Origin of the sequence: Nonomuraea sp. NPDC049607 (assembly GCF_040675375.1) — a bacterium.
GTDB lineage: Bacteria > Actinomycetota > Actinomycetes > Streptosporangiales > Streptosporangiaceae > Nonomuraea.
Genome location: NZ_JBFAOV010000006.1, coordinates 179,490 through 198,754 on the forward strand (window position 1 = coordinate 179,490; position 19,265 = coordinate 198,754).

18 protein-coding genes and 1 riboswitch are annotated in these 19,265 nt (G+C 72.5%); of the genes, 15 read left to right on the plus strand and 3 right to left on the minus strand.

The window, feature by feature from the left end; genetic code table 11:
* The first annotated feature begins 1 nt into the window (after position 1).
* From AB0J97_RS14655 to AB0J97_RS14665, 3 genes are read left to right on the plus strand one after another with little or no spacing between them, the layout of a single operon-like run.
* Entirely contained in the window at positions 2-916 is a 915-nt protein-coding gene (locus AB0J97_RS14655) for an alpha/beta hydrolase (protein WP_364088372.1), read from the plus strand.
* The gene (locus tag AB0J97_RS14660; protein WP_364088374.1) at positions 913-1,692 is read left to right on the plus strand and encodes an enoyl-CoA hydratase/isomerase family protein; all 780 of its coding nucleotides are present in this window, start codon (positions 913-915) and stop codon (positions 1,690-1,692) included. The genes AB0J97_RS14655 and AB0J97_RS14660 overlap by 4 nt, the downstream gene beginning before the upstream one ends.
* 43 nt (positions 1,693-1,735) lie before the next feature.
* Complete coding sequence (locus AB0J97_RS14665) at positions 1,736-2,287, plus strand: hemerythrin domain-containing protein (RefSeq protein WP_364088377.1); 552 nt, start codon at positions 1,736-1,738, stop codon at positions 2,285-2,287.
* A 6-nt stretch (positions 2,288-2,293) separates the two neighbouring features.
* Here AB0J97_RS14665 and AB0J97_RS14670 read toward each other — a convergent pair whose 3' ends face one another.
* Together AB0J97_RS14670 and AB0J97_RS14675 are read right to left on the minus strand one after the other, a co-directional pair.
* Complete coding sequence (locus tag AB0J97_RS14670; protein ID WP_364088379.1) at positions 2,294-3,475, minus strand: acyl-CoA dehydrogenase family protein; 1,182 nt, start codon at positions 3,473-3,475, stop codon at positions 2,294-2,296.
* A gap of 26 nt (positions 3,476-3,501) precedes the next feature.
* On the minus strand, positions 3,502-4,092 hold the full coding sequence (locus AB0J97_RS14675) for an SAM-dependent methyltransferase (RefSeq protein WP_357704841.1): 591 nt from the start codon (positions 4,090-4,092) through the stop codon (positions 3,502-3,504).
* A gap of 128 nt (positions 4,093-4,220) precedes the next feature.
* Between AB0J97_RS14675 and AB0J97_RS14680 the strand changes: the two genes are divergently transcribed.
* The 5 genes from AB0J97_RS14680 (at position 4,221) to AB0J97_RS14700 (ending at position 8,333) form a co-directional block, all read left to right on the plus strand.
* Entirely contained in the window at positions 4,221-5,813 is a 1,593-nt protein-coding gene (locus AB0J97_RS14680; RefSeq protein WP_364088382.1) for a histidine kinase, read from the plus strand.
* Positions 5,810-6,508: a response regulator transcription factor gene (locus tag AB0J97_RS14685; protein WP_364088384.1), complete on the plus strand. Its 699-nt coding sequence runs from the start codon at positions 5,810-5,812 to the stop codon at positions 6,506-6,508. Before AB0J97_RS14680 ends, AB0J97_RS14685 begins: the two co-directional genes overlap by 4 nt.
* Before the next feature lie 62 nt (positions 6,509-6,570).
* A complete protein-coding gene (locus AB0J97_RS14690) occupies positions 6,571-6,990 on the plus strand; it encodes a hypothetical protein (RefSeq protein WP_364088386.1) in 420 nt (139 codons plus the stop codon).
* A gap of 10 nt (positions 6,991-7,000) precedes the next feature.
* Complete coding sequence (locus AB0J97_RS14695) at positions 7,001-7,591, plus strand: phosphoribosylanthranilate isomerase (protein WP_364088388.1); 591 nt, start codon at positions 7,001-7,003, stop codon at positions 7,589-7,591.
* On the plus strand, positions 7,584-8,333 hold the full coding sequence (locus AB0J97_RS14700; RefSeq protein ID WP_364088390.1) for a GNAT family N-acetyltransferase: 750 nt from the start codon (positions 7,584-7,586) through the stop codon (positions 8,331-8,333). The genes AB0J97_RS14695 and AB0J97_RS14700 overlap by 8 nt, the downstream gene beginning before the upstream one ends.
* A gap of 25 nt (positions 8,334-8,358) precedes the next feature.
* Here AB0J97_RS14700 and AB0J97_RS14705 read toward each other — a convergent pair whose 3' ends face one another.
* On the minus strand, positions 8,359-9,993 hold the full coding sequence (locus tag AB0J97_RS14705; protein WP_364088392.1) for a hypothetical protein: 1,635 nt from the start codon (positions 9,991-9,993) through the stop codon (positions 8,359-8,361).
* 166 nt (positions 9,994-10,159) lie between these two features.
* Between AB0J97_RS14705 and AB0J97_RS14710 the strand changes: the two genes are divergently transcribed.
* The 7 genes from AB0J97_RS14710 to gcvP all read left to right on the plus strand — a co-directional run bounded on the left by AB0J97_RS14710 (position 10,160) and on the right by gcvP (position 19,189).
* Positions 10,160-10,741 (plus strand): CDP-alcohol phosphatidyltransferase family protein, encoded by a 582-nt coding sequence (locus AB0J97_RS14710; RefSeq protein WP_364088394.1) that lies wholly within the window; start codon positions 10,160-10,162, stop codon positions 10,739-10,741.
* A gap of 4 nt (positions 10,742-10,745) precedes the next feature.
* A complete protein-coding gene (locus AB0J97_RS14715) occupies positions 10,746-13,250 on the plus strand; it encodes a mannose-1-phosphate guanyltransferase (RefSeq protein WP_357704857.1) in 2,505 nt (834 codons plus the stop codon).
* Between the two features lie 262 nt (positions 13,251-13,512).
* Positions 13,513-14,025, plus strand: coding sequence for an FHA domain-containing protein (locus AB0J97_RS14720; RefSeq protein WP_357704859.1), 513 nt, complete (start codon positions 13,513-13,515; stop codon positions 14,023-14,025).
* Between the two features lie 23 nt (positions 14,026-14,048).
* Positions 14,049-14,675, plus strand: a complete 627-nt coding sequence (locus AB0J97_RS14725) for a MerR family transcriptional regulator (RefSeq protein WP_357704861.1) — start codon at positions 14,049-14,051, stop codon at positions 14,673-14,675.
* Positions 14,676-14,807: 132 nt separating this feature from the next.
* Positions 14,808-15,278, plus strand: a complete 471-nt coding sequence (locus AB0J97_RS14730) for a bifunctional nuclease family protein (protein ID WP_090771501.1) — start codon at positions 14,808-14,810, stop codon at positions 15,276-15,278.
* Between the two features lie 147 nt (positions 15,279-15,425).
* On the plus strand, positions 15,426-16,046 hold the full coding sequence (locus AB0J97_RS14735) for a MerR family transcriptional regulator (RefSeq protein ID WP_357704863.1): 621 nt from the start codon (positions 15,426-15,428) through the stop codon (positions 16,044-16,046).
* Positions 16,047-16,094: 48 nt separating this feature from the next.
* Positions 16,095-16,191, plus strand: a riboswitch (glycine riboswitch).
* Positions 16,192-16,357: 166 nt separating this feature from the next.
* Positions 16,358-19,189: an aminomethyl-transferring glycine dehydrogenase gene (gene gcvP / locus AB0J97_RS14740; RefSeq protein WP_364088398.1), complete on the plus strand. Its 2,832-nt coding sequence runs from the start codon at positions 16,358-16,360 to the stop codon at positions 19,187-19,189.
* Positions 19,190-19,265: the final 76 nt, after the last annotated feature.

The following is a 19,265-nucleotide window of genomic DNA, read 5'->3' on the forward strand; positions in this document are numbered from 1 at the left end:
CATGCCGCTGCACCCCCAGGCGCGGGACTACGTCGCCCTCTACCCGTCGGACCTCAACGCCGACCTGGCCACGCTCGACCTGGCCACCATCCAGGAGATGCGCGCGCACGACGGCTTCGCGGCCCAGCGGGGCCCCCTGACCACGCTCCCGTTCGTCCGCGACGAGCTCGCCGGCGACGTGCCGATCCGCATCTACCGCGCCGACCCCGGCGACGGCCTGTTGCCCGTCGTGGTCTACTTCCACGGCGGCGGCTGGGTCTTCGGCAGCGTCAGGCGCAACGACGCCCTCGGCCGCGACCTGGCCCTGCGCACCGGCGCCGTGGTCGTCTCCGCCGACTACCGGCTGGCCCCCGAACACGCCTTCCCGGCCGCCGCCGACGACGCCTGGACCGTCGTGCGCGACGTCTTCGCCAGGCCCGCCTTCTACCAGAGCAACGGCAGCGTGGCCGTCGTCGGCGACAGCGCGGGCGGCAACCTGGCCGCCGTCGCCGCCTGGCGGGCCGCCGGGTCCGGCATCCGGCTGGCCCACCAGGCGCTGGTCTACCCGGTGCTCGACGCCGCCATGGACACCCCGAGCTACCACGCCTACGCCAAGGGCTTCGGGCTCGACGCCGCCGAGATGGCCTGGTTCGCCGAGCGCTACGCCTCCGGCGCCGACCCGGCCGACCCGCTGCTGAGCCCGCTGCGCATCGCCGACCTGACCGGCCTGCCGCCCGCCACCATCCTGACCGCCGAGTGCGACGTGCTCAGGGACGAGGGCGAGCACTACGCCCGCCGCCTGGCCGACGCCGGCGTGCCGGTGGAGGCGCGCAGGTTCGACGGCGCCGTCCACGGCTTCTTCGGCCTGCCCGGCCTGTTCGACCAGGCGACCGAGGCCAGGCAGTACATCGCCGACCGTCTGCGGGAGCACCTGTGACCTTCGACAAGCTCAAGCTCGACACCCCGGCCGAGGGCGTGCTGCGCGTCACGATCAGCGAGCCCGGCCGGCTCAACGCCGTCGACATGACCGGCCACCGCGAGCTGAGCGAGATCTGGCGCGAGGCCGACCGCGACGACTCCGTCAGGGCGATCGTCGTCCGGGGCGAGGGCACCGCGTTCTCGGCCGGCGGCGACCTGTCGATGATCGAGGAGATGACCCGCGACCACGCCACCCGCATGCGGGTGTTCGCCGAGGCCCGCGACATCGTCTACAACGTGCTCAACTGCTCCAAGCCGATCGTCTCGGCCGTCCAGGGCCCCGCCGTGGGCGCCGGGCTCGCGGTGGCGCTGCTGGCCGACGTCTCGGTCGCCGGCCGCACCGCCCGGATCATCGACGGCCACACCCGGCTCGGCGTCGCCGCCGGCGACCACGCCGCGATCATCTGGCCGCTGCTGTGCGGCATGGCCAAGGCCAAGTACCACCTGCTGCTGTGCGAGCCCGTCACCGGCGAGCAGGCCGAGCGCATGGGCCTGGTCAGCCTGTGCGTCGACGACGACCAGGTGCACGACAAGGCGATGGAGATCGCGGTCCGCCTGGCCCAGGGCTCCCAGGAGGCCATCCGGCTGACCAAGTACTCGCTCAACAACTGGCTGCGCCTGGCCGGCCCGTCCTTCGACGCCTCGCTGGCGATGGAGTTCCTCGGCTTCACCGGCCCCGACGTGGTCGAGGGCGTGCGCGCGGTGCGCGAGAAGCGGCCGCCGTCGTTCGGCTGAGCGGGCGCGTGTGCTTGTCCGGGCCTCGGGTAGGCGCACCCTCATGACGGACAACGATGTGGTCGACCTGCTGGTGCGCCAGCACGAGCAGATCAGGAGCCAGTTCACGGAGGTCGAGAACGCTGCCCCCGAGGACAAAGCAGCGGCTTTCCAGAGGCTGGTGCGCCTGCTGGCCGTCCACGAGACAGCGGAGGAGGAGATCGTCCACCCGTACGCGCGCCGCCACGTCGACGACGGCGACGACCTGGTGGACGAGCGCCTGGCCGAGGAGAACGCGGCCAAGGACATGCTCACCCAGATGGAGCGGGCGGGCGTCGACGACCCGCAGTTCGCGGCCGACCTGGCCACGCTGCGCAAGGCCGTCGTCGAGCACGCCGAGGCCGAGGAACGCGAGGAGTTCCCCAGGCTGAGGCAGGCCGCCGGCGAGAAGGAGCTGCGCGCGATGGCGCTCGGGGTCAAGGCCGCCGAGGCGATCGCGCCCACGCATCCGCACGCCGGCGTCGAGACCGCGCCGGAGAACCTGCTGGCGGGCCCGCCCGCCGCGATCATGGACAGGGCCCGTGACGTGATCCGCAAAGCGACGGGCAGGGCCTGAGGGCCGTCAGAAACTCCGGGGCAACCCGAGCACCTGTGTCGCGAGGTAGTTGAGCAGAAGCTCCTCGGTCACGGGTGCCACCCTTCCGATACGGGCGTCGGCCAGCAGCCTGGCCACCGGGTACTCCAGCGAGTACGCCATGCCGCCGTGCGTCTGGAACGCGGCGTCGGCCGCCTCCCACGCGGCCTGGGAGGCGGTCAGCTTGGCGATGTTGGCCTCGGTGCCGCACGGCAGCCGCCGGTCGAAGGACCAGGCCGCCTTGTACAGCATCAGCCGCGCCAGCTCGATCTTGGCCTTGACCTGCGCCAGCGGGAACGCGATGGCCTGGTTGGCGCCGATCGGGCGGCCGAACACCTCGCGTTCCTTGGCGTAGCCGACCGCCACCCGCAGCGCCACCTCGGCGCCGCCGAGCGCGGAGGCGGCCAGCAGCACCCGCTCGGGGTTGAGGATGTCCCACAGCACGGCCGCGCCGCCGTCCACCTCGCCGACCACGTTCGCGGCGGGCACCCGCAGGTCGTCGAGGAAGACCATGTTGGACGGCGTGGTGTTCGCGCCCATCTTGGGGATAGGCCGGTAGGAGAGCTGCCCGGCGGCGACCGCCTCGGGCACGTTCACCAGGAACACCGTCAGCCCGTGGGTGCGCGGTTTGGCCTCCGACGCCGGGACCGTCCTGGTCACCAGCAACATCCAGGTGGCCCGCTGCACGCCGGTGATCCAGATCTTCTGGCCGTTGACCACGTAGTCGCCGCCGTCGCGGCGGGCCGAGGTGGTGATCGCCAGGGAGTTGGAGCCGGCGTCCGGTTCGGTCAGGGCGAAGCACGTCTCGATCTCGCCCGTGGCCAGCCGGGGCAGCAGCTCGGCCCGCTGCTCGGCGGTGCCGTGCCGGGCCAGGGTGAGCGCGCCGAAACCGGGGGTCAGCACGTACGTGAAGGCCGAGCCGCCCGCCGCGCCCGAGCTCGCCAGCGTCTCGGTGGCCACCGCGAGCTCCAGCAGCCCCTGCCCGCCCCCGCCGTGCTCCTCCGGCACGGCCAGGCCCAGCCAGCCGCCCTTGGCGAGGTCGGCCCAGACCTCCTCCGGCCAGCGTTTGTCGCTCTCGCACCGCTGCCAGTAGCCGAGGTCGTAGCGGGCGCAGATCTCGGCGACACCGCGCTGGACGGCCTGGGCGCTCTCGGGAAGGGTGAAATCCATCACGCCATCGTAGAAGTTCGTTCTGTTCAGGGTCGAGGTCTGCGGGCGTGGAAGACGAAGGCCGGCGGCGTGTTGCGCCACACCGTACGTCCGGGCACGACCTCCTCGAACCGCTCGGCCAGCAACGCCCGGAACCGGCGGGCCGAGCTGAGCGGGATGGCGTGGATGTAGGAGAAGGTGGTGAAGGCCGCGCCGGGGCTCATCACCGACGTCACCGCGTCCAGCAGCTCGTGCTGCAGCCCCGTGGGGAAGGCCGCCCACGGCAGCCCGCTCACCACCACGTCGGCGTGGCTCAGCCCGCGCCCGCTCAGCAGCTCACCCAGGCGCGCCGCGTCGGCGTGGGCCACGTCCACGCCGGGGAAACGCTCGGCGAGCAGCGCCGCGAGCCGCCCGTTCACCTCGACGGCCAGGTGGTGGCCACGCCCGCCGAGCCGCTGCTGGATCTCCGCGGTGAACGGGCCGGTGCCGGGGCCGAGCTCCACCACGGTCGGCTCGCCGCGCTCCGGGACCGGCGCGCAGACGGCCGAGGCCAGCCGGCGCGAACTCGGGGCGACGGCGCCGATCACGGCGGGGGCGCGCAGGAACTGGCCGAGGAACATTGCGGTGTCGTTGGACATGGCCTCGAACGTATAGGGAAGATCACCCCCTGTGCTCCCTCCTTTGGACGAACCGGCGGCCACTAGGAGGAGACGGGGTCCTCCGCGCGGAGGATCAGCTATCGGTCGAGGGTGGATAGCGTGAGCCCATGCGTTGGCGTGGTGTGCCGCTCGATGTCCTGCTCGCGGTATCAGGTGTGGGCCTGGACCTGTTGACGACGGCCCACGCGGGCGACACCGCGTACCTGCCGGCGGCGATGAACATCCCCATGGCCCTCCTGGTGGGCCTGCCCATGGGGATGGTACGGCGATGGCCGCTGCCCGTCACCCTCTACCTGGCCCTCTTCCTCGTCCTCAGCGACCAGCTCGGCTCCTACACCTCCAACACCGCGCAGATCCTCATCTGCGTCGCGCTCGGCGTGGTCGGCTTCCGCGTCGCCTGGAAGCCCGCCCTGCTCGGCGTGGGCGCCACCGTCCTGGCCACCGCGGTCAACATCGCCGACCCCGGCATCGCGCTGACCGGCAACACCTGGATCTACTCGGTGCTGCTGCCCGTCTTCCCCACCGTGCTCGGCGCCTACCTGCGCGGCTCGGCCGAGCGGCTGGAGGAGCGCGACGTCACGCCCGACGCGCTGCTGGCCGCCGGCGGCGTGGCGATCACCGTGCTCAGCACCTGGACCTCCTGGCACAGCGGAGCCCTTCCGGTGTGGGTGATCGGCCTGCTCGCCGTGGTCGGCGGGCTGTCGCTGGGCGTGGCCAGGCGCCTGCCCGGCCTGGTCCTCCTGCTGCAGGCCGTGCTGCTGATCGCCGCCGACAGCTATCTCAACGACGCCGTCAACACCTGCCTGATCCTCACGCTCATCGCCATCGGCGTGTTCGCGATGCGCGTGGCCTCCTGGGCCTGGACGGCGGCCGCGTACCTGACCGGCTGCCTGCTGTCGGCCATCGCCGTGGTCGGGGACGGCACCGAGATCACCCCGGTCCGCGTCGGCGTGCTGATGACGCTGGTGGCCACGCCCATCGCCATCGGCCGCTACCTGGGCATGCGGCGTGCCGCCGCCGCCGCCGAACGCCTGCGCGCCGAGGAGTCGGCCCGGCTCGCGGTCGCCCAGGTGCGCGCCGACCAGCTCGCCGAGCGCGAGCGCATCGCCCGCGACGTGCACGACATCGTGGCCCACCACGTCGGCGCCATGGTGCTGCGCGCCAGCGCCGCCCGTTACACTGCGCCCGACGGGCCGGTCGCCGACGCGCTGTCCGACATCCGCGAGACCGGCCACCAGGTGCTCCAGGACCTGCGCGACCTGCTCGACCTGCTGCGCGACCCCGACCGCGGCCCCGACCTGCTGGCCAACCCCGCCGACGTGGTCCGCGAATCCGCCGAACGCATGGCCGCCGCCGGGCTCGTCGTCGACCTCGACCTCGACCCGGCCAGCGACCGCGCCCCGCTCATCGCCCGCGCCTCCGCCGCGCGCATCGTCCAGGAAGGTCTCACCAACGTGCTCAAACACGCCGGACCCGGCACCCGGGTCCGGGTCATCGTGGCCCCCGCCGAGGAAGGGTTGTCCATCGAGATCCGCAACGGCCGCCCGCCCACCGTCATCGAGCGCCTGCCCTCCTCCGGCCGCGGCCTGGCGGGCATGCGCGAGCGCGTGCGCGCCCTCGGGGGCACCCTCAGCGCGGGCCCCGACGGCGACGGCGGCTGGCTGCTGCTGGCCAGCCTGCCCGCCAGGAGCGCCGCGTGATCCGCGTGCTGGTGGCCGACGACCAGGCGCTGGTCCGCGCGGGCGTGCGCATGTTGCTGCAGGCCGCGGGAGACATGGAGGTCGTGGGCGAGGCCGAGGACGGCGCCGAGGCCGTCCGCCTGGCCGAACGCCACGTGCCCGACGTCATCCTCATGGACCTGCGCATGCCGCGCGTCGACGGCCTGGAGGCGACCAGGCGGGTGCTGGCGGCCCGCCCGGCGGCCCGCGTCGTCGTGCTCACCACGTTCGCCGAGGACGCCGACGTGCACGCCGCCCTGCGCGCCGGGGCCGTCGGCTTCCTGGTCAAGGACGACGAGCCGGAACGCATGGTCGACGCCGTGCGCAGGGCGTCCGCGGGGGAGCAGCTGCTGGCCCCCTCGGTGCTGCGCCGGGTCGTCGAACGCTTCCTCGCCTCCGAGGAGCAGGCCGCCGTGCCGCCGCCGTCCGGGCTGACCGAACGCGAGCTGGAAGTGCTCGCCCTGGTCGGCACCGGCCTGTCCAACGCCGAGATCGCCGAGCAGCTGCACGTCGGCGTCACCACCGTCAAGACGCACATCGCCGCCGCCATGGACAAGCTCGGCCTGCGCAACCGCATCCAGGCCGCCGTGGTCGCCCACCGCGCCGGTCTCGTGGACGCCGCCTTCCGCCCGGTCCGTCCGCCACGTGGGGGACCGGGGGGTCATCCCGCAGGCTGACGACCCTGTGGGGCCGCCCTCGACACGATGTGGGTCCTTCGTTCGCAGAAAGGATGCACATCATGGGGGAGACTCAGGTCATGCCGCGCCCCGGCACGACACGACAGGTGCCGGCGGGGCTGCTGTACAGCCTGCGCGTCGTCATCATCGCCCAGGCTGCCGCGCTGCTCGTGGCCGCCTCGTTCGCCGGACAGGCCGTGGCGGCGGGCGGCGGCGCGCTGGCCGAGACGCACGTCATGGCGGGCATGGTCGTCCACCTGGTGGCGCTCGTGCAGATCGTGCTGGCCGTCCTGGTCTGGCGGCCGGGCCGCGGCGCCGGCTGGCCGGTGTGGGCCAGCGTCGCACTGCTCGTCGTCGGCCTCCTCCAGCACTTCACCTGGTCCTGGCTGGGCGCCCACGTGCCCAACGGGGTGCTGCTGTTCGGCCTCATCGGTGCGCTGCTGATCTGGTCCTGGTCGCCGTCGGCGTCCCGGCGCCGCTAAGGTCTGTGGTGTGTATGTGAAGATCTGCGGGTTGAGCGAGCCCGAGCACGTCGAGGCCGCCGTCGAGGCCGGCGCCGACGCCATCGGGTTCGTGCTCACCCGGAGCCCGCGCAGGGTGACGCCGGAGCGGGCGGCCGAGCTGGCCGCGGCGATCCCGGCCCACGTGCTCACCGTGGGCGTCTTCCGGGGGGAGGCCCCTGAGACGGTCCGGGCCGCGGCGCTGGCCTCGGGCGTGCGCGCCGTCCAGCTGCACGGCAACCACCCCCACGCCGACTTCACCGCGCTGAAAGACCTCGGCCGCCCGCTCGTGCGCGCCGTCGACGCCGCGGCCGACCTGCGGTGCGGCGCCCACGACGAAGACCTGCTCATCGTCGACGCCCCGCGCCCCGGCTCGGGGGAGCCGTGGGACTGGGCGGCGGTGCGCGGCCGCCCGTCCGGCCGGTGGATGCTGGCCGGCGGGCTCGACCCGTCGAACGTGGCCGAGGCCGTCGAGGCCGCCGGCCCGTGGGGGGTCGACGTGTCCAGCGGCGTCGAGACCGCGCCGGGGGTCAAGGACTCCGCCCTGATCAGGGCCTTCCTCCGGGCCGCCCGCGGTGGCTGACGAGCTGTCGCGGGCCCTGGGCTTCGTGCACGACTTCGCCCGCCGCAAGGCGCCCGTCGTCACGCCGGTCCCGGGCGGGTTCGCGGTGCTCGACGAGCGTTACCCGATGTCGCACGACGACAACAGGCTGGTCGTCTGGAGCGGCGCCCCCGGGCCGGTGCTCGCGGCGGCCGACGAGCGGCTCGCCGGGCTCGGCCACCGGCTGGTGTGCGTCGACGACGACCGGCTGGGGCAGGAGTTCCGGCCCGCGTTCGGCGCCGCCGGCTACCAGCACGAGACGAACGTCGTCATGGTCTTCCACGGCCCCCGCCCCGCCGCGCCCGCCGCCGCCACCCAGCGGCTCGACCTGGCCGAGCTGGTGCCCGTGCTGCGCGAGGAGTGGCGCGAGTCGCTGCCGCAGGCGGAGGAGGGCGTGGTCGAAGGGCTCGCCGCGCGCGCCGCGGCCCGCCCGGCCGGCGCCGACCTGGTCGAGTTCCACGCCGTACGCGCCCCCGACGGGCAGGTCGCCGCCCGGGCCGACCTCTACGTCCACGAGGGCGTCGCCCAGATCGAGAACGTCTACACCGGCCAGCGCCACCGGGGCCGGGGCTTCGCCCGCACGCTGCTGACCGCGCTGCTCGCCGCCACGGCCGGCGCCGAGCTGACGTTCCTGGTCGCCGACGCCGACGACTGGCCGCGCGAGTTCTACGGCCGGCTCGGCTTCGTCCCCGTGGGCCACACCCACGCCTTCCTGCGCACCTGACCCTTCCGCGAAGCCGGCGGCCCGGTCAGGCGCCCACCGAGCGGGCCAGGGCCACCGCGGCGGGGCCCAGCAGGGCCAGCACGGCTCCCGACAGCGCGTGCACGACCGTGTACGCCAGCAGCGGCGTCCCGTTCCCCGACATCCGCCGCACCGCGCCCAGGACGGTCGTCAGGCCGTGCTGCCCGGTCACCGCGCCGAGCACCAGCGGCGGCGGCAACATCATCAGCTTGGCCCCCATGGCCAGCGAGATCACCACGGGCACCGCGGCCGTGGCGACCGCGCCGAGCGCCACCTGCCAGGCGTGCCGCCCCACCAGCTCCACCGCCGCCGGCCCCGCCGACAGCCCGAGGGCCGCCACGAACACGCCGAGCGACACCTCGCCCACCACCCGGGCCGCGCCCGCGTCGTACTGCCCGAAGCGGGCCCGTCCCGCCCGCGCCCGGCCGAACACCAGCCCGGCCACCAGGCAGCCGATCGACACCGTGAGGCCGCCCGCCACCCCCGCCACGAGCCCGGCGACGAGCCCGGCGGCCAGGTAGACGACGTCGGCCCGGCGTCCGGCGTCCGTCCGCGCCCCGAGCCAGGCGGCCGCCCGGTCCACGTCCCGTTTCATCCCGGTCACCCGCACCACGTCACCGGCGCACAGCTCCGTGCCCGGCCGGACCGGCAACCGGCACCCCACCCGCGTCACCTCGCACACGTGCAGGTCCTGCACCCCCTGGCCGGACAGCCCGGCGCGCAGGTCCCGCACGGTCGCCGGCGGCCGGCCCGCGAGCGTCACGTCGGCCACCTCCAGGTCCAGGTCGAGCTCCCGCCCGCCGGGCACCTCGGGCCCGACCACCGCGCCCGCGTTGACGACGTCCTGCCGCACGCCCACGACCACGACCTCGTCGTCCCGCTGCAGCAACGTGTCCGGGCCGAACGGGATCGGCCGGCCGTTCCTGCGCAGCCGCTCCACCGAGACGCGGGTGCCCATCGCGATCTCCGCCTGCCCGACGGTCCTGCCCTCGCCGGTGGTGACCTGGTGGGCCTTGCCCAGCACCGCCGGCGGCGGCGTCTCCTCCGCGCCGTCCAGCCGCCGCCACAGCGCCGCGGCCTCCTCACCGGGGTCGAACCGCAGCACCGCGGGCGCGGCCCGGCCGGTCAGCAGCGCGATCGTGACCAGGGCGAAGAGATAGGACAGGACGTACGCGGGCCCGAGCGCGGCCTGCGCGACCCCGGCGGCCTGCAGGGCGTCGGCCGACGTCCCCAGCGCCACCGGCCCGGCCGCCGCCCCCGCGATCAGCCCGGCCGTGGTGCCCGGATCCAGCCCGAACGCGTCGGCCACGAGCGCCGTGACCGCCAGCGCCCCCACGACCTCGGCGACCGTGAACCACAGGTACCGCAGGTTGCGCCCGGCGAACGCCGCGAAGAAGGCGGGCCCGAGGGTGTAGCCGAGGGTGAAGGCGAAGATCGCGAAGGCGATCACGCGCACCTGCTGGTGGACCGTGACGCCGCCGGTCAGCAGCCCGACGGCCAGCGCCGCGGCCAGCGTCCCGGCCACGCCTCCGAGCGCCACCCCGCGGAACCTGATCCGGCCCAGGGCGAACCCGAGGGCCAGGCAGAGGAACAAGGCGATCTCCGGCGCGCCCCGCAGCACGCCGGACTCCCAGGGCCACATCCGATCCCCCCAAGCCAGGCCGGCACCGCGGGGGGATCGATCACCCAGCCTTTTCCCGCCGTCACAAGCCGCGAAACGCCCACTCCTCCCGCCCCGCCTCCCCGCGTGCGGGGAATGGTCGCTGGTGGGGCGTCTGTGCCGGAGTTCCACGCAGTAGGGTCTCTGCGTGAGCGAAACTTCCGCCGAGGACCGGATCTGGACGGTTCCCAACCTGCTGAGCTTCCTGCGCCTCCTGGGCGTCCCCGTGTTCCTCTGGCTGGTCCTGGGCCCCCGGGCGGACGGGTGGGCCATCGGCATCCTCGTCGTGGCCGGGTTCACCGACTGGCTCGACGGCAAGATCGCTCGCGCGTTCAACCAGACCAGCAAGCTCGGCCGGGTGATCGATCCGGCCGCCGACAAGCTGTACGTCTTCGCCACCATCCTGGCGCTGCTGCTGCGGGAGGTCATCCCGTGGTGGCTGGTGGCCGTCATCGTGGCGCGGGAGGTCTTCGTCGCCTGTTCGTTCCCCGTACTTCGCAAACACGGCTATAAGGCACTTCAGGTGCATTTCCTGGGCAAGGCCGCCATGTTCAACCTCATGTACGCCTTCCCGCTGCTCTTCCTCGCCTCCCACACCGGGTGGTATGCCGAAATAGCGCGAATTGCCGGGTGGGCCTTCGCGTTGTGGGGCACGGGCCTGTATTGGTGGGCAGGGATCCTGTACGTGGTGCAGGTGCGCCAACTCGTAACCGCGACCACGAAGGAGTGATCGGGTGAAGGCGGTCGTCATGGCGGGCGGGGAGGGTACTCGGCTGCGTCCGATGACCGCCAACCAGCCCAAGCCCCTGCTTCCCGTGGTCAACCGCCCGATCATGGAACACGTCCTGCGCCTGCTCAAACGGCACGGCATCACCGAGACGGTCGTCACCCTCCAGTTCCTGGCCGCCCTCGTGCGCAACTACTTCGGCGACGGCGACGAGCTGGGCATGAACCTCCAGTACGCCACCGAGGACCTGCCTCTGGGCACCGCGGGCAGCGTCAAGAACGCCGCCGACCGCCTCCGCGACGACCGCTTCCTGGTCATCTCCGGCGACGCCCTCACGGATATCGACTTATCCGACATGATCCGTTTTCATCGCGAAAATTCGGCTCTTGTCACCATCGGCCTGAAACGCGTCCCCAACCCGCTCGAATTCGGGATCATCATCCTCGACGAGAACGGGCGCGTGCAGCGTTTCCTGGAGAAGCCCACCTGGGGCCAGGTCTTCTCCGACACCGTCAACACCGGCATCTACGTCATGGAGCCCGAGGTCCTCGACGCCGTGGCCGACGGCGAACCGGTCGACTGGTCATCAGACGTCTTCCCCGCCCTCCTGGAACGCGGCGCCCCCATCTACGGCTACGTCGCCGACGGCTACTGGGAGGACGTCGGCACCCACGCCAGCTACCTCAAGGCCCAGGCCGACGCCCTGTCCGGCCGGGTCCGCCTCGACATCGGCGGCTTCGAGCTCTCCCCGGGCGTCTGGGTGGCCGACTCGGCCACGGTCGACCCCGACGCCGTCCTGAAGGGCCCGCTGCTGATCGGCGACTACGCCAAGGTGGAGGCGGGCGCCGAACTGCGCGAGTTCACCGTGCTCGGCAACAACGCGGTCGTGCGTGAGGGCGCCTTCCTGCACCGCGCGGTCGTCCACGACAACGTCTACCTCGGCCCCGGCGCCCACCTGCGCGGCTGTGTGATCGGCAAGAGCACCGACGTCATGGGCGGCGCCCGCGTCGAGGAGGACGCCGTCATCGGCGACGAATGCGTCATCGAGGCCGAGGCGTACGTCTCCAGCGGCGTCAAGGTCTACCCGTTCAAGACCATCGAGGCCGGCGCGGTCGTCAACACCAGCGTCATCTGGGAGTCGCGCGGCCAGCGCAACCTGTTCGGCCCCCGCGGCGTCAGCGGCCTGGTGAACGTCGAGATCACCGCCGAGCTGTGCGTCCGGCTGGCCGGCGCCTACGCCACCACCCTGCGCAAGGGCGCCTACGTCGTCACCTCCCGCGACTGCTCCCTGGCCGCCAGGGCGCTCAAACGGGCCGTGATCGGCGCGCTGACCGCCGCCGCGATCAACGTCCTGGACCTGGAGGCCGCGCCGCTGCCGGTGGCCCGCTTCCACACCGCCCGCGAATCGGCCGCCGGCGGCATCGCCCTGCGCACCACGCCGGGCGACCCGCAGAGCGCCGACATCGTCATCATGGACGATCGCGGCGCCGACCTGCCCCCGGCCGCCCAGCGCAAGCTGGAGCGCGTCTTCTCCCGCCAGGAGTACCGGCGGGCCTTCCCCGGCGAGATCGCCGAGCTGCACTACCCGGCCAGGGCCGTCGAGGGCTACACGCACGAGCTGATGCGGGCCATCGGCGTGACCGGCGTCAAGGACATGAAAGTCGTGGTCGACTGCGCCGGCGGCACCTCCTCCCTGGTGATGCCCACGCTGCTCAGCCGGGCCGGCGTCGAGGTGCTCACCGTCAACGCCCGCCTGGACGACGTCTCGCCCACCGAGACGCTGGCCGAGCGCCGACGGGGCCTGCAACGCCTGTCGGAGCTGGTCAGCTCCTCGCGAGCGGCCTTCGGCGTGCGCTTCGACCCGGTCGGCGAACGCATCGCGCTGGTGGACGAGACCGGCCAGCTCATCAGCGAGGAACGTGCCCTGCTCGTCGTGCTGGACCTGGTGGCGGCCGAGCGCAGGGGCGGCCGGGTGGCCCTGCCGGTCACCACCACGCGCGTCGCCGAGCAGGTCTGCCGCTTCCACGGCGTGCAGGTGCAGTGGACCTCGACCGCCCTGGACGCCCTGACCTCCGCCGCCCAGGGCCCCGACATGATCTTCGCGGCGGACGGGCGCGGCGGGTTCGTCGTGCCGGAGTTCAGCCCGGCCATCGACGGCCTGGCCGCGTTCATGCGCCTGCTGGGGCTGGTGGCCCGCACCCGGCTGTCGCTCAGCCAGATCGACGCCAGGATCCCCGAGGTCAAACTGCTCCGGCGGAGCGTCCCCACCCAGTGGGCGGCCAAGGGCGCGGTCATGCGCTCGGTCATCGAGGCGGCCGAGGCCGAGCCCGGCGGCTGGCGCGTGGACACCACCGACGGCGTGCGGGTCGCCCGCGACGACGGCTCGTGGGTGCTGATCCTGCCCGCCGCCGCCGAGCCCGTCACCGACCTGTGGGCCGAGGCCCCCGACATGGACGGCGCCCAGGCGTTGCTCGAACGCTGGGCCCGCGTGGTCGAACAGGCAGCCGTCTGATCACGTAGAGTAGCGAAAAACCCTTCGCGCGCGATGTGCGCGCGGAGTGCCGCAAGATCGTAATGTAGAAACGCGCGGCGGCATGGACCACGGGGTGGGGGCGGCGGTAACTTTGTCAGCGTCCGAACCAACAGTCCAGCGCCCCGCCTTGACCTTTGCCGCTGATCAGCGTAAGTTGCGGCATTCGCAAACTTGAAGAGCGAAGGCAGGCGCGTCCCCAGCACCGTCGCCGCGTCTTCGCGGTAGGAGGCCGAGCCGATCGATGCCGAGCGTCTACTGCACGCAGTGCGGGCACGCCAACCCCGAGGATGCCCGTTTCTGTTCCCGCTGTGGGTCACCGCTGACCAGACCCGAGGTCGCCGGGGACACCACATCGACGATCTCGGTCGCGGGAATCGAGGCGTACGAGGCTGAGACAGGCGACATGCTCCTGGCCGAACGGGCGCTGGTCGAACAGCTCCCGCCCGGCACGGCGTTGCTCTCGGTGACCAGGGGGCCCAACCAGGGGAGCCGGTTCCGGCTCGACAAGGACCTCACCACGACCGGGCGCCACCCGGAGAGCGACATCTTCCTCGACGACATCACCGTCTCCCGCCGCCACGTCGAGTTCTACCGCCACCGCGGCGGCCAGTTCTCCGTGCGCGACGTCGGCAGCCTCAACGGCACCTACGTCAACCGAGAGCGCATCGAGGAGGTCCCCCTGCACTCCGGAGACGAGGTGCAGATCGGCAAGTTCCGCCTCGTCTTCCTGATGAGGGTCAACGCCGGCGCATGAGCTCACAGGCGGCACGCTCGCACATGAGCATCGGGGAGGTGCTCGCCCTGCTGCAGGGCGAGTTCCCCGACGTCACCGTGTCCAAGATCCGTTTCCTGGAGGGTGAGGGGCTCATCGAGCCCGAGCGCAGCCCCTCGGGCTACCGCAAGTTCACCCACCTCCACGTCGAGCAACTGCGTTTCATCCTGACCGAGCAGCGTGACCACTACCTGCCGCTGCGGGTGATCAAGGACAGGATGGCGGAGAGCTTCGGCCTTCCGCGCGCGGTGCAGCAGACGCAGGAGATCCGGTTCGACCGGGCCGAGCTGCTGGAAGCCGCCGGCATCGACGAGGAGACCCTCGCCGAGCTGGAGGACTACGGCCTGCTCGCCCCCGTGGCCAGGCGCTACGACGAGGAGGCGCTGAAGGTCGCGCGCAGCGTCGGCGCCCTGGCCCGCTTCGGCCTGCACGCCCGCCACCTGCGCGCGGTCAAGGCCGCCGCCGAGCGGGAGTGCGGCCTGGTCGAGCAGACCGTCGCGCCCATACTCAAGCGGCGCGCCCCCGGAGCCATCGGCGAGGCCGACGAGGCGGCCAGGGAGCTGTCCCAGCTCCTGCTCGACCTGCACGCCTCTCTGGTGCGCAGCGGGGTCAGGTCTGTCCTGGGCCGCTGAGGGCACAGAGCTGGAAGGCCGGGGCACATTCCAGGCCTGCCGGGTGTTACGTTGAAATGCATAAGCGTGTAGCAGAAGCGACCCAGTCAACAGCTGTGCCGGGCGACCGGCCGGTCGAATACGGAGCAGCCCGTGTTGCAGATGGAGGTCGTGGGCGTTCGAGTTGAGATGCCCACAAATCAGCCGATCGTCTTGCTCAAGGAGGCACACGGGGAACGGTTCCTTCCGATCTGGATCGGCATGACCGAGGCGACCGCGATCGCCCTGGCGCAGGCCGAGGAGCCGCCGCCCCGGCCGCTCACTCACGACCTGTTCAGGGACGTGCTGAGCGCGCTCGGCGTCGGGCTGCGCGCGGTCAACATCGTGGCCCTGCGTGACGGTATCTTCTTCGCCGACCTTGTGTTCTCCAACGGCGTGGAGGTGAGCGCCAGGCCGTCCGACTCGATCGCCTTGGCCCTGCGCACCGGCGCCCGCATCTTCGCCAGCGAAGAGGTGGTCCAGGAGGCCGGTGTGATCATCCCGGACGACCAGGAGGACGAGGTGGAGAAGTTCAGGGAGTTCCTTGACACGATCACTCCCGAGGACTTCGGCAGGGCGGGGTAGGTATTTCAGTGCATTTACGCTTCACGACGCGCCGAGCCGGATCGTTGACTGAGCATGGTCACGGTCCTACGGTGCAAGTGAAACCCGTGGTCGCCCTTTACGAACCCCCAGATCAGGCCGCGGGATGAGAGAAAGCCGGAGGTCCGCGTGGCGGTCAGCAGCGGCGAGGGAAAGACGGCCGGCCAGGAAGATCCGGTGCGGCGCGAGAGCGCGCGGCAGCGTGCCGGAGAGCAGGGCCTGCTCTTCGACGAGCAGCCCACGACGCTGCCCGCCGACATCGGATACCGCGGGCCCACGGCCTGCTCGGCGGCCGGCATCACCTACAGGCAGCTCGACTACTGGGCGCGTACCGGCCTGGTGGAGCCCACGATAAGAGCCGCGCACGGCTCGGGTTCGCAGCGGCTCTACAGCTTCCGCGACATCCTGGTGCTCAAGGTCGTCAAGCGGCTGCTCGACACGGGCGTGTCGTTGCAGCAGATCCGCACCGCGGTGCAGCACCTGCGTGACCGCGGGGTCGCCGACCTCGCGCAGATCACGCTCATGAGCGACGGAGTCAGCGTCTACGAGTGCACCTCGGCCGACGAGGTGATCGATCTCCTCCAGGGCGGGCAGGGCGTGTTCGGCATCGCGCTCGGCCGGGTCTGGCGCGAGGTCGAGGGCTCCCTCGCGGAGCTGCCGGGGGAACGGGCGGCGGTCGAGGACAGCGTCCCGGCCGACCATCCCACTGACGAGCTCGCCAAGCGGCGTCGCGCACGCCGCACGGGGTGAGCTGAACCGCTGAACACACCGTAGTAATCTAGGACAGAGTAAGGCTGACGACCCCGTGCGGGAGAGTCCCTGGGCCTCGGTCCTGGGGCGCCGAAGGAGCAACCCTCCCCGGAATCTCTCAGGCATCCCGTACCGCTCGGGCGAGGCAACTCTGGAAAGCAGGTGCGTCCGCCAGGCGCACCTCACCGACGGTGCAAGCCCCACGGCGGGGTGAAGCTCTCAGGTCGCGATGACGTCGCGCTGACAGAGGGGGAGATCCGGCACTCGCCCGCGCCCCGGCGCCGGTCTCCACGCCTCAGGAGGCAACCTCCATGACCGACCTGTCCGCTCCGCCGTTCTCGTCCCGGCACATCGGCCCATCGGAGTCCGAGCAGCAGCGCATGCTCGAGGCCGTGGGCTTCGAGTCCGTCGGCGATCTGGTGGCCGTGGCCGTCCCCGAGGCCATCAGGGCCAAGGACCGGCTCCAGCTCCCGCCCGCCGCGAGCGAGACCGAGGCCATCGCCGAGCTGCGCGAGCTGGCCTCCCGCAACCGGGTGCTGACCTCCATGATCGGACTGGGCTACTACGACACCGTCACGCCCGCCGTCATCCGGCGCAACCTGCTGGAGAACCCGGGCTGGTACACCGCCTACACGCCGTACCAGCCGGAGATCTCGCAGGGCCGCCTGGAGGCGCTGCTGAACTTCCAGACGGTCGTCTCCGACCTGACCGGCCTCGACGTCGCCGGCGCCTCCCTGCTGGACGAGAGCACCGCCGCGGCCGAGGCCATGACGCTGGCCCGCCGGGCGGGCAGGTCCAAGAGCGACGTGTTCGTCGTCGACGCCGACACGCTGCCCCAGACCAAGGCCGTGCTGGCCACCCGCGCCGAGCCGCTCGGCATCACGCTGGTCGAGCACGACCTCGACGGCGACCTGCCCGAGTGCTTCGGCGTGCTGGTGCAGTACCCGGGCGCCTCGGGCCGCCTGCGCGACTTCCGCGACGTGGCCGCCAGGGCGCACGAGGCGGGCGCGCTCGTCGTGGCCGCCGCCGACCTGCTGGCCCTCACGCTCGTGGCCGCCCCCGGCGAGCTGGGCGCCGACATCGCCGTCGGCTCCTCCCAGCGCTTCGGCGTCTCCTTCGGCTTCGGCGGGCCGCACGCGGCCTACATGTCCGTACGCGAGGGCCTGCAGCGGCAGATGCCCGGCCGCCTGGTCGGCGTGTCGGTCGACGTCGACGGCGACCCCGCCTACCGGCTGGCCCTGCAGACCCGCGAGCAGCACATCCGCCGCGAGAAGGCCACCAGCAACATCTGCACCGCCCAGGTCCTGCTGGCCGTGATCGCCGGCATGTACGCCGTCTACCACGGCCCCGAGGGCCTGCGCCGGATCGCCCGGCGGGTGCACCGGCACGCCGTCGCGCTGGCCGGCGGGCTGCGCGAGGCCGGCCTGGAGGTCGTGCACGGAGAGTTCTTCGACACCGTGCTCGTCCGCGTGCCCGGCCGGGCCGCCGAGGTGGTCGCCGCCGCCGCCGAGCGGGGCGTCAACCTGTGGCAGGCCGGTGACGACCACGTCTCCGTCGCCTGTGACGAGAAGACCGGCGCGGCCGAGCTGGTCAAGGTGTGGGCCGCCTTCGGCGTCGAGCGCGCGGACGCGGACGTGGACCTGGCGGCCGACGCGCTGCCGGCCGACCTGGTGCGCGAGTCGGACTTCCTGACCCACCCGGTCTTCCACAGCCACCGCTCCGAGACCGCGATGCTGCGCTACCTGCGCAGGCTCCAGGACAAGGACATCGCGCTCGACCGTTCGATGATCCCGCTCGGCTCCTGCACGATGAAGCTGAACGCGACCACCGAGATGGAGCCGATCACCTGGCCGGAGTTCGCGGGCGTGCACCCGTACGCGCCGGAGGCCCAGACCGAGGGCTACCGGGACCTCATCGGCACGCTGGAGGGCTGGCTGGCCGAGGTGACCGGCTACGACGCGGTCTCCATCCAGCCGAACGCGGGCTCCCAGGGCGAGTTCGCCGGCCTGCTGGCCATCCGCGCCTACCACCAGGCCAACGGCGACACCGAGCGCGACGTGTGCCTGATCCCGTCCTCGGCGCACGGCACGAACGCGGCCAGCGCCGTCATGGCGGGCATGCGGGTCGTGGTCGTGGCCTGCGACAGCGACGGGAACGTCGACCTGGCCGACCTCGACGCCAAGATCGCCAAGCACCGCGAGCGGCTGGCCGCGATCATGGTGACGTACCCGTCCACGCACGGCGTGTACGAGGAGTCGATCACCGAGGTCTGCGCCAAGGTGCACGAGGCCGGCGGCCAGGTCTACGTCGACGGCGCCAACCTCAACGCCCTGGTGGGCCTGGCCAAGCCCGGCGAGTTCGGCGCCGACGTGTCCCACCTCAACCTGCACAAGACGTTCTGCATCCCGCACGGCGGCGGCGGCCCCGGCGTCGGTCCGGTCGCGGTCCGCGGCCACCTGGCGGCCTACCTGCCCGGCCACCCGCTGCGCGACGGCGGCCCGGTCGGCCCGGTCTCGGCCGCCCCGTACGGCTCGGCGGGCATCCTGCCGATCTCGTGGGCGTACGTGCGCATGATGGGCGCCGAGGGCCTCACGGCGGCCACCGAGCAGGCCATCCTGTCGGCCAACTACCTGGCCAGGCGGCTGGCCCCGCACTACCCGGTGCTCTACACCGGCCGCGGCGGCCTGGTGGCGCACGAGTGCATCGTGGACCTGCGCCAGATCACCAAGGAGACCGGCGTCACCGTCGACGACGTGGCCAAGCGCCTGATCGACTACGGTTTCCACGCGCCCACCATGTCGTTCCCGGTGGCCGGCACGCTGATGATCGAGCCGACCGAGAGCGAGGACCTGAACGAGCTCGACCGGTTCGTGGACGCCATGATCGCCATCCGCGGCGAGATCGCCAAGGTGGCCTCCGGCGACTACGACAAGACCGACAACCCGCTGCGCAACGCGCCGCACACGGCCGAGTCGGTCACCGCCGACGAGTGGCCGCACCCGTACTCGCGGACCGAGGCGGCCTACCCGCTGGCCTCGCTGCGCGAGGGCAAGTACTGGGTGCCGGTGCGCCGCATCGACCAGGCGTACGGCGACCGCAACCTGGTGTGCTCCTGCCCGCCTCTTGAGGCGTACGAGGACTGATCCCGCAAGCGGGTCCCCGCCCGGGGGCCCGCTTCCGGCACGGCCCAGTCCCACACCGTCAAGTGAGCAGACATGA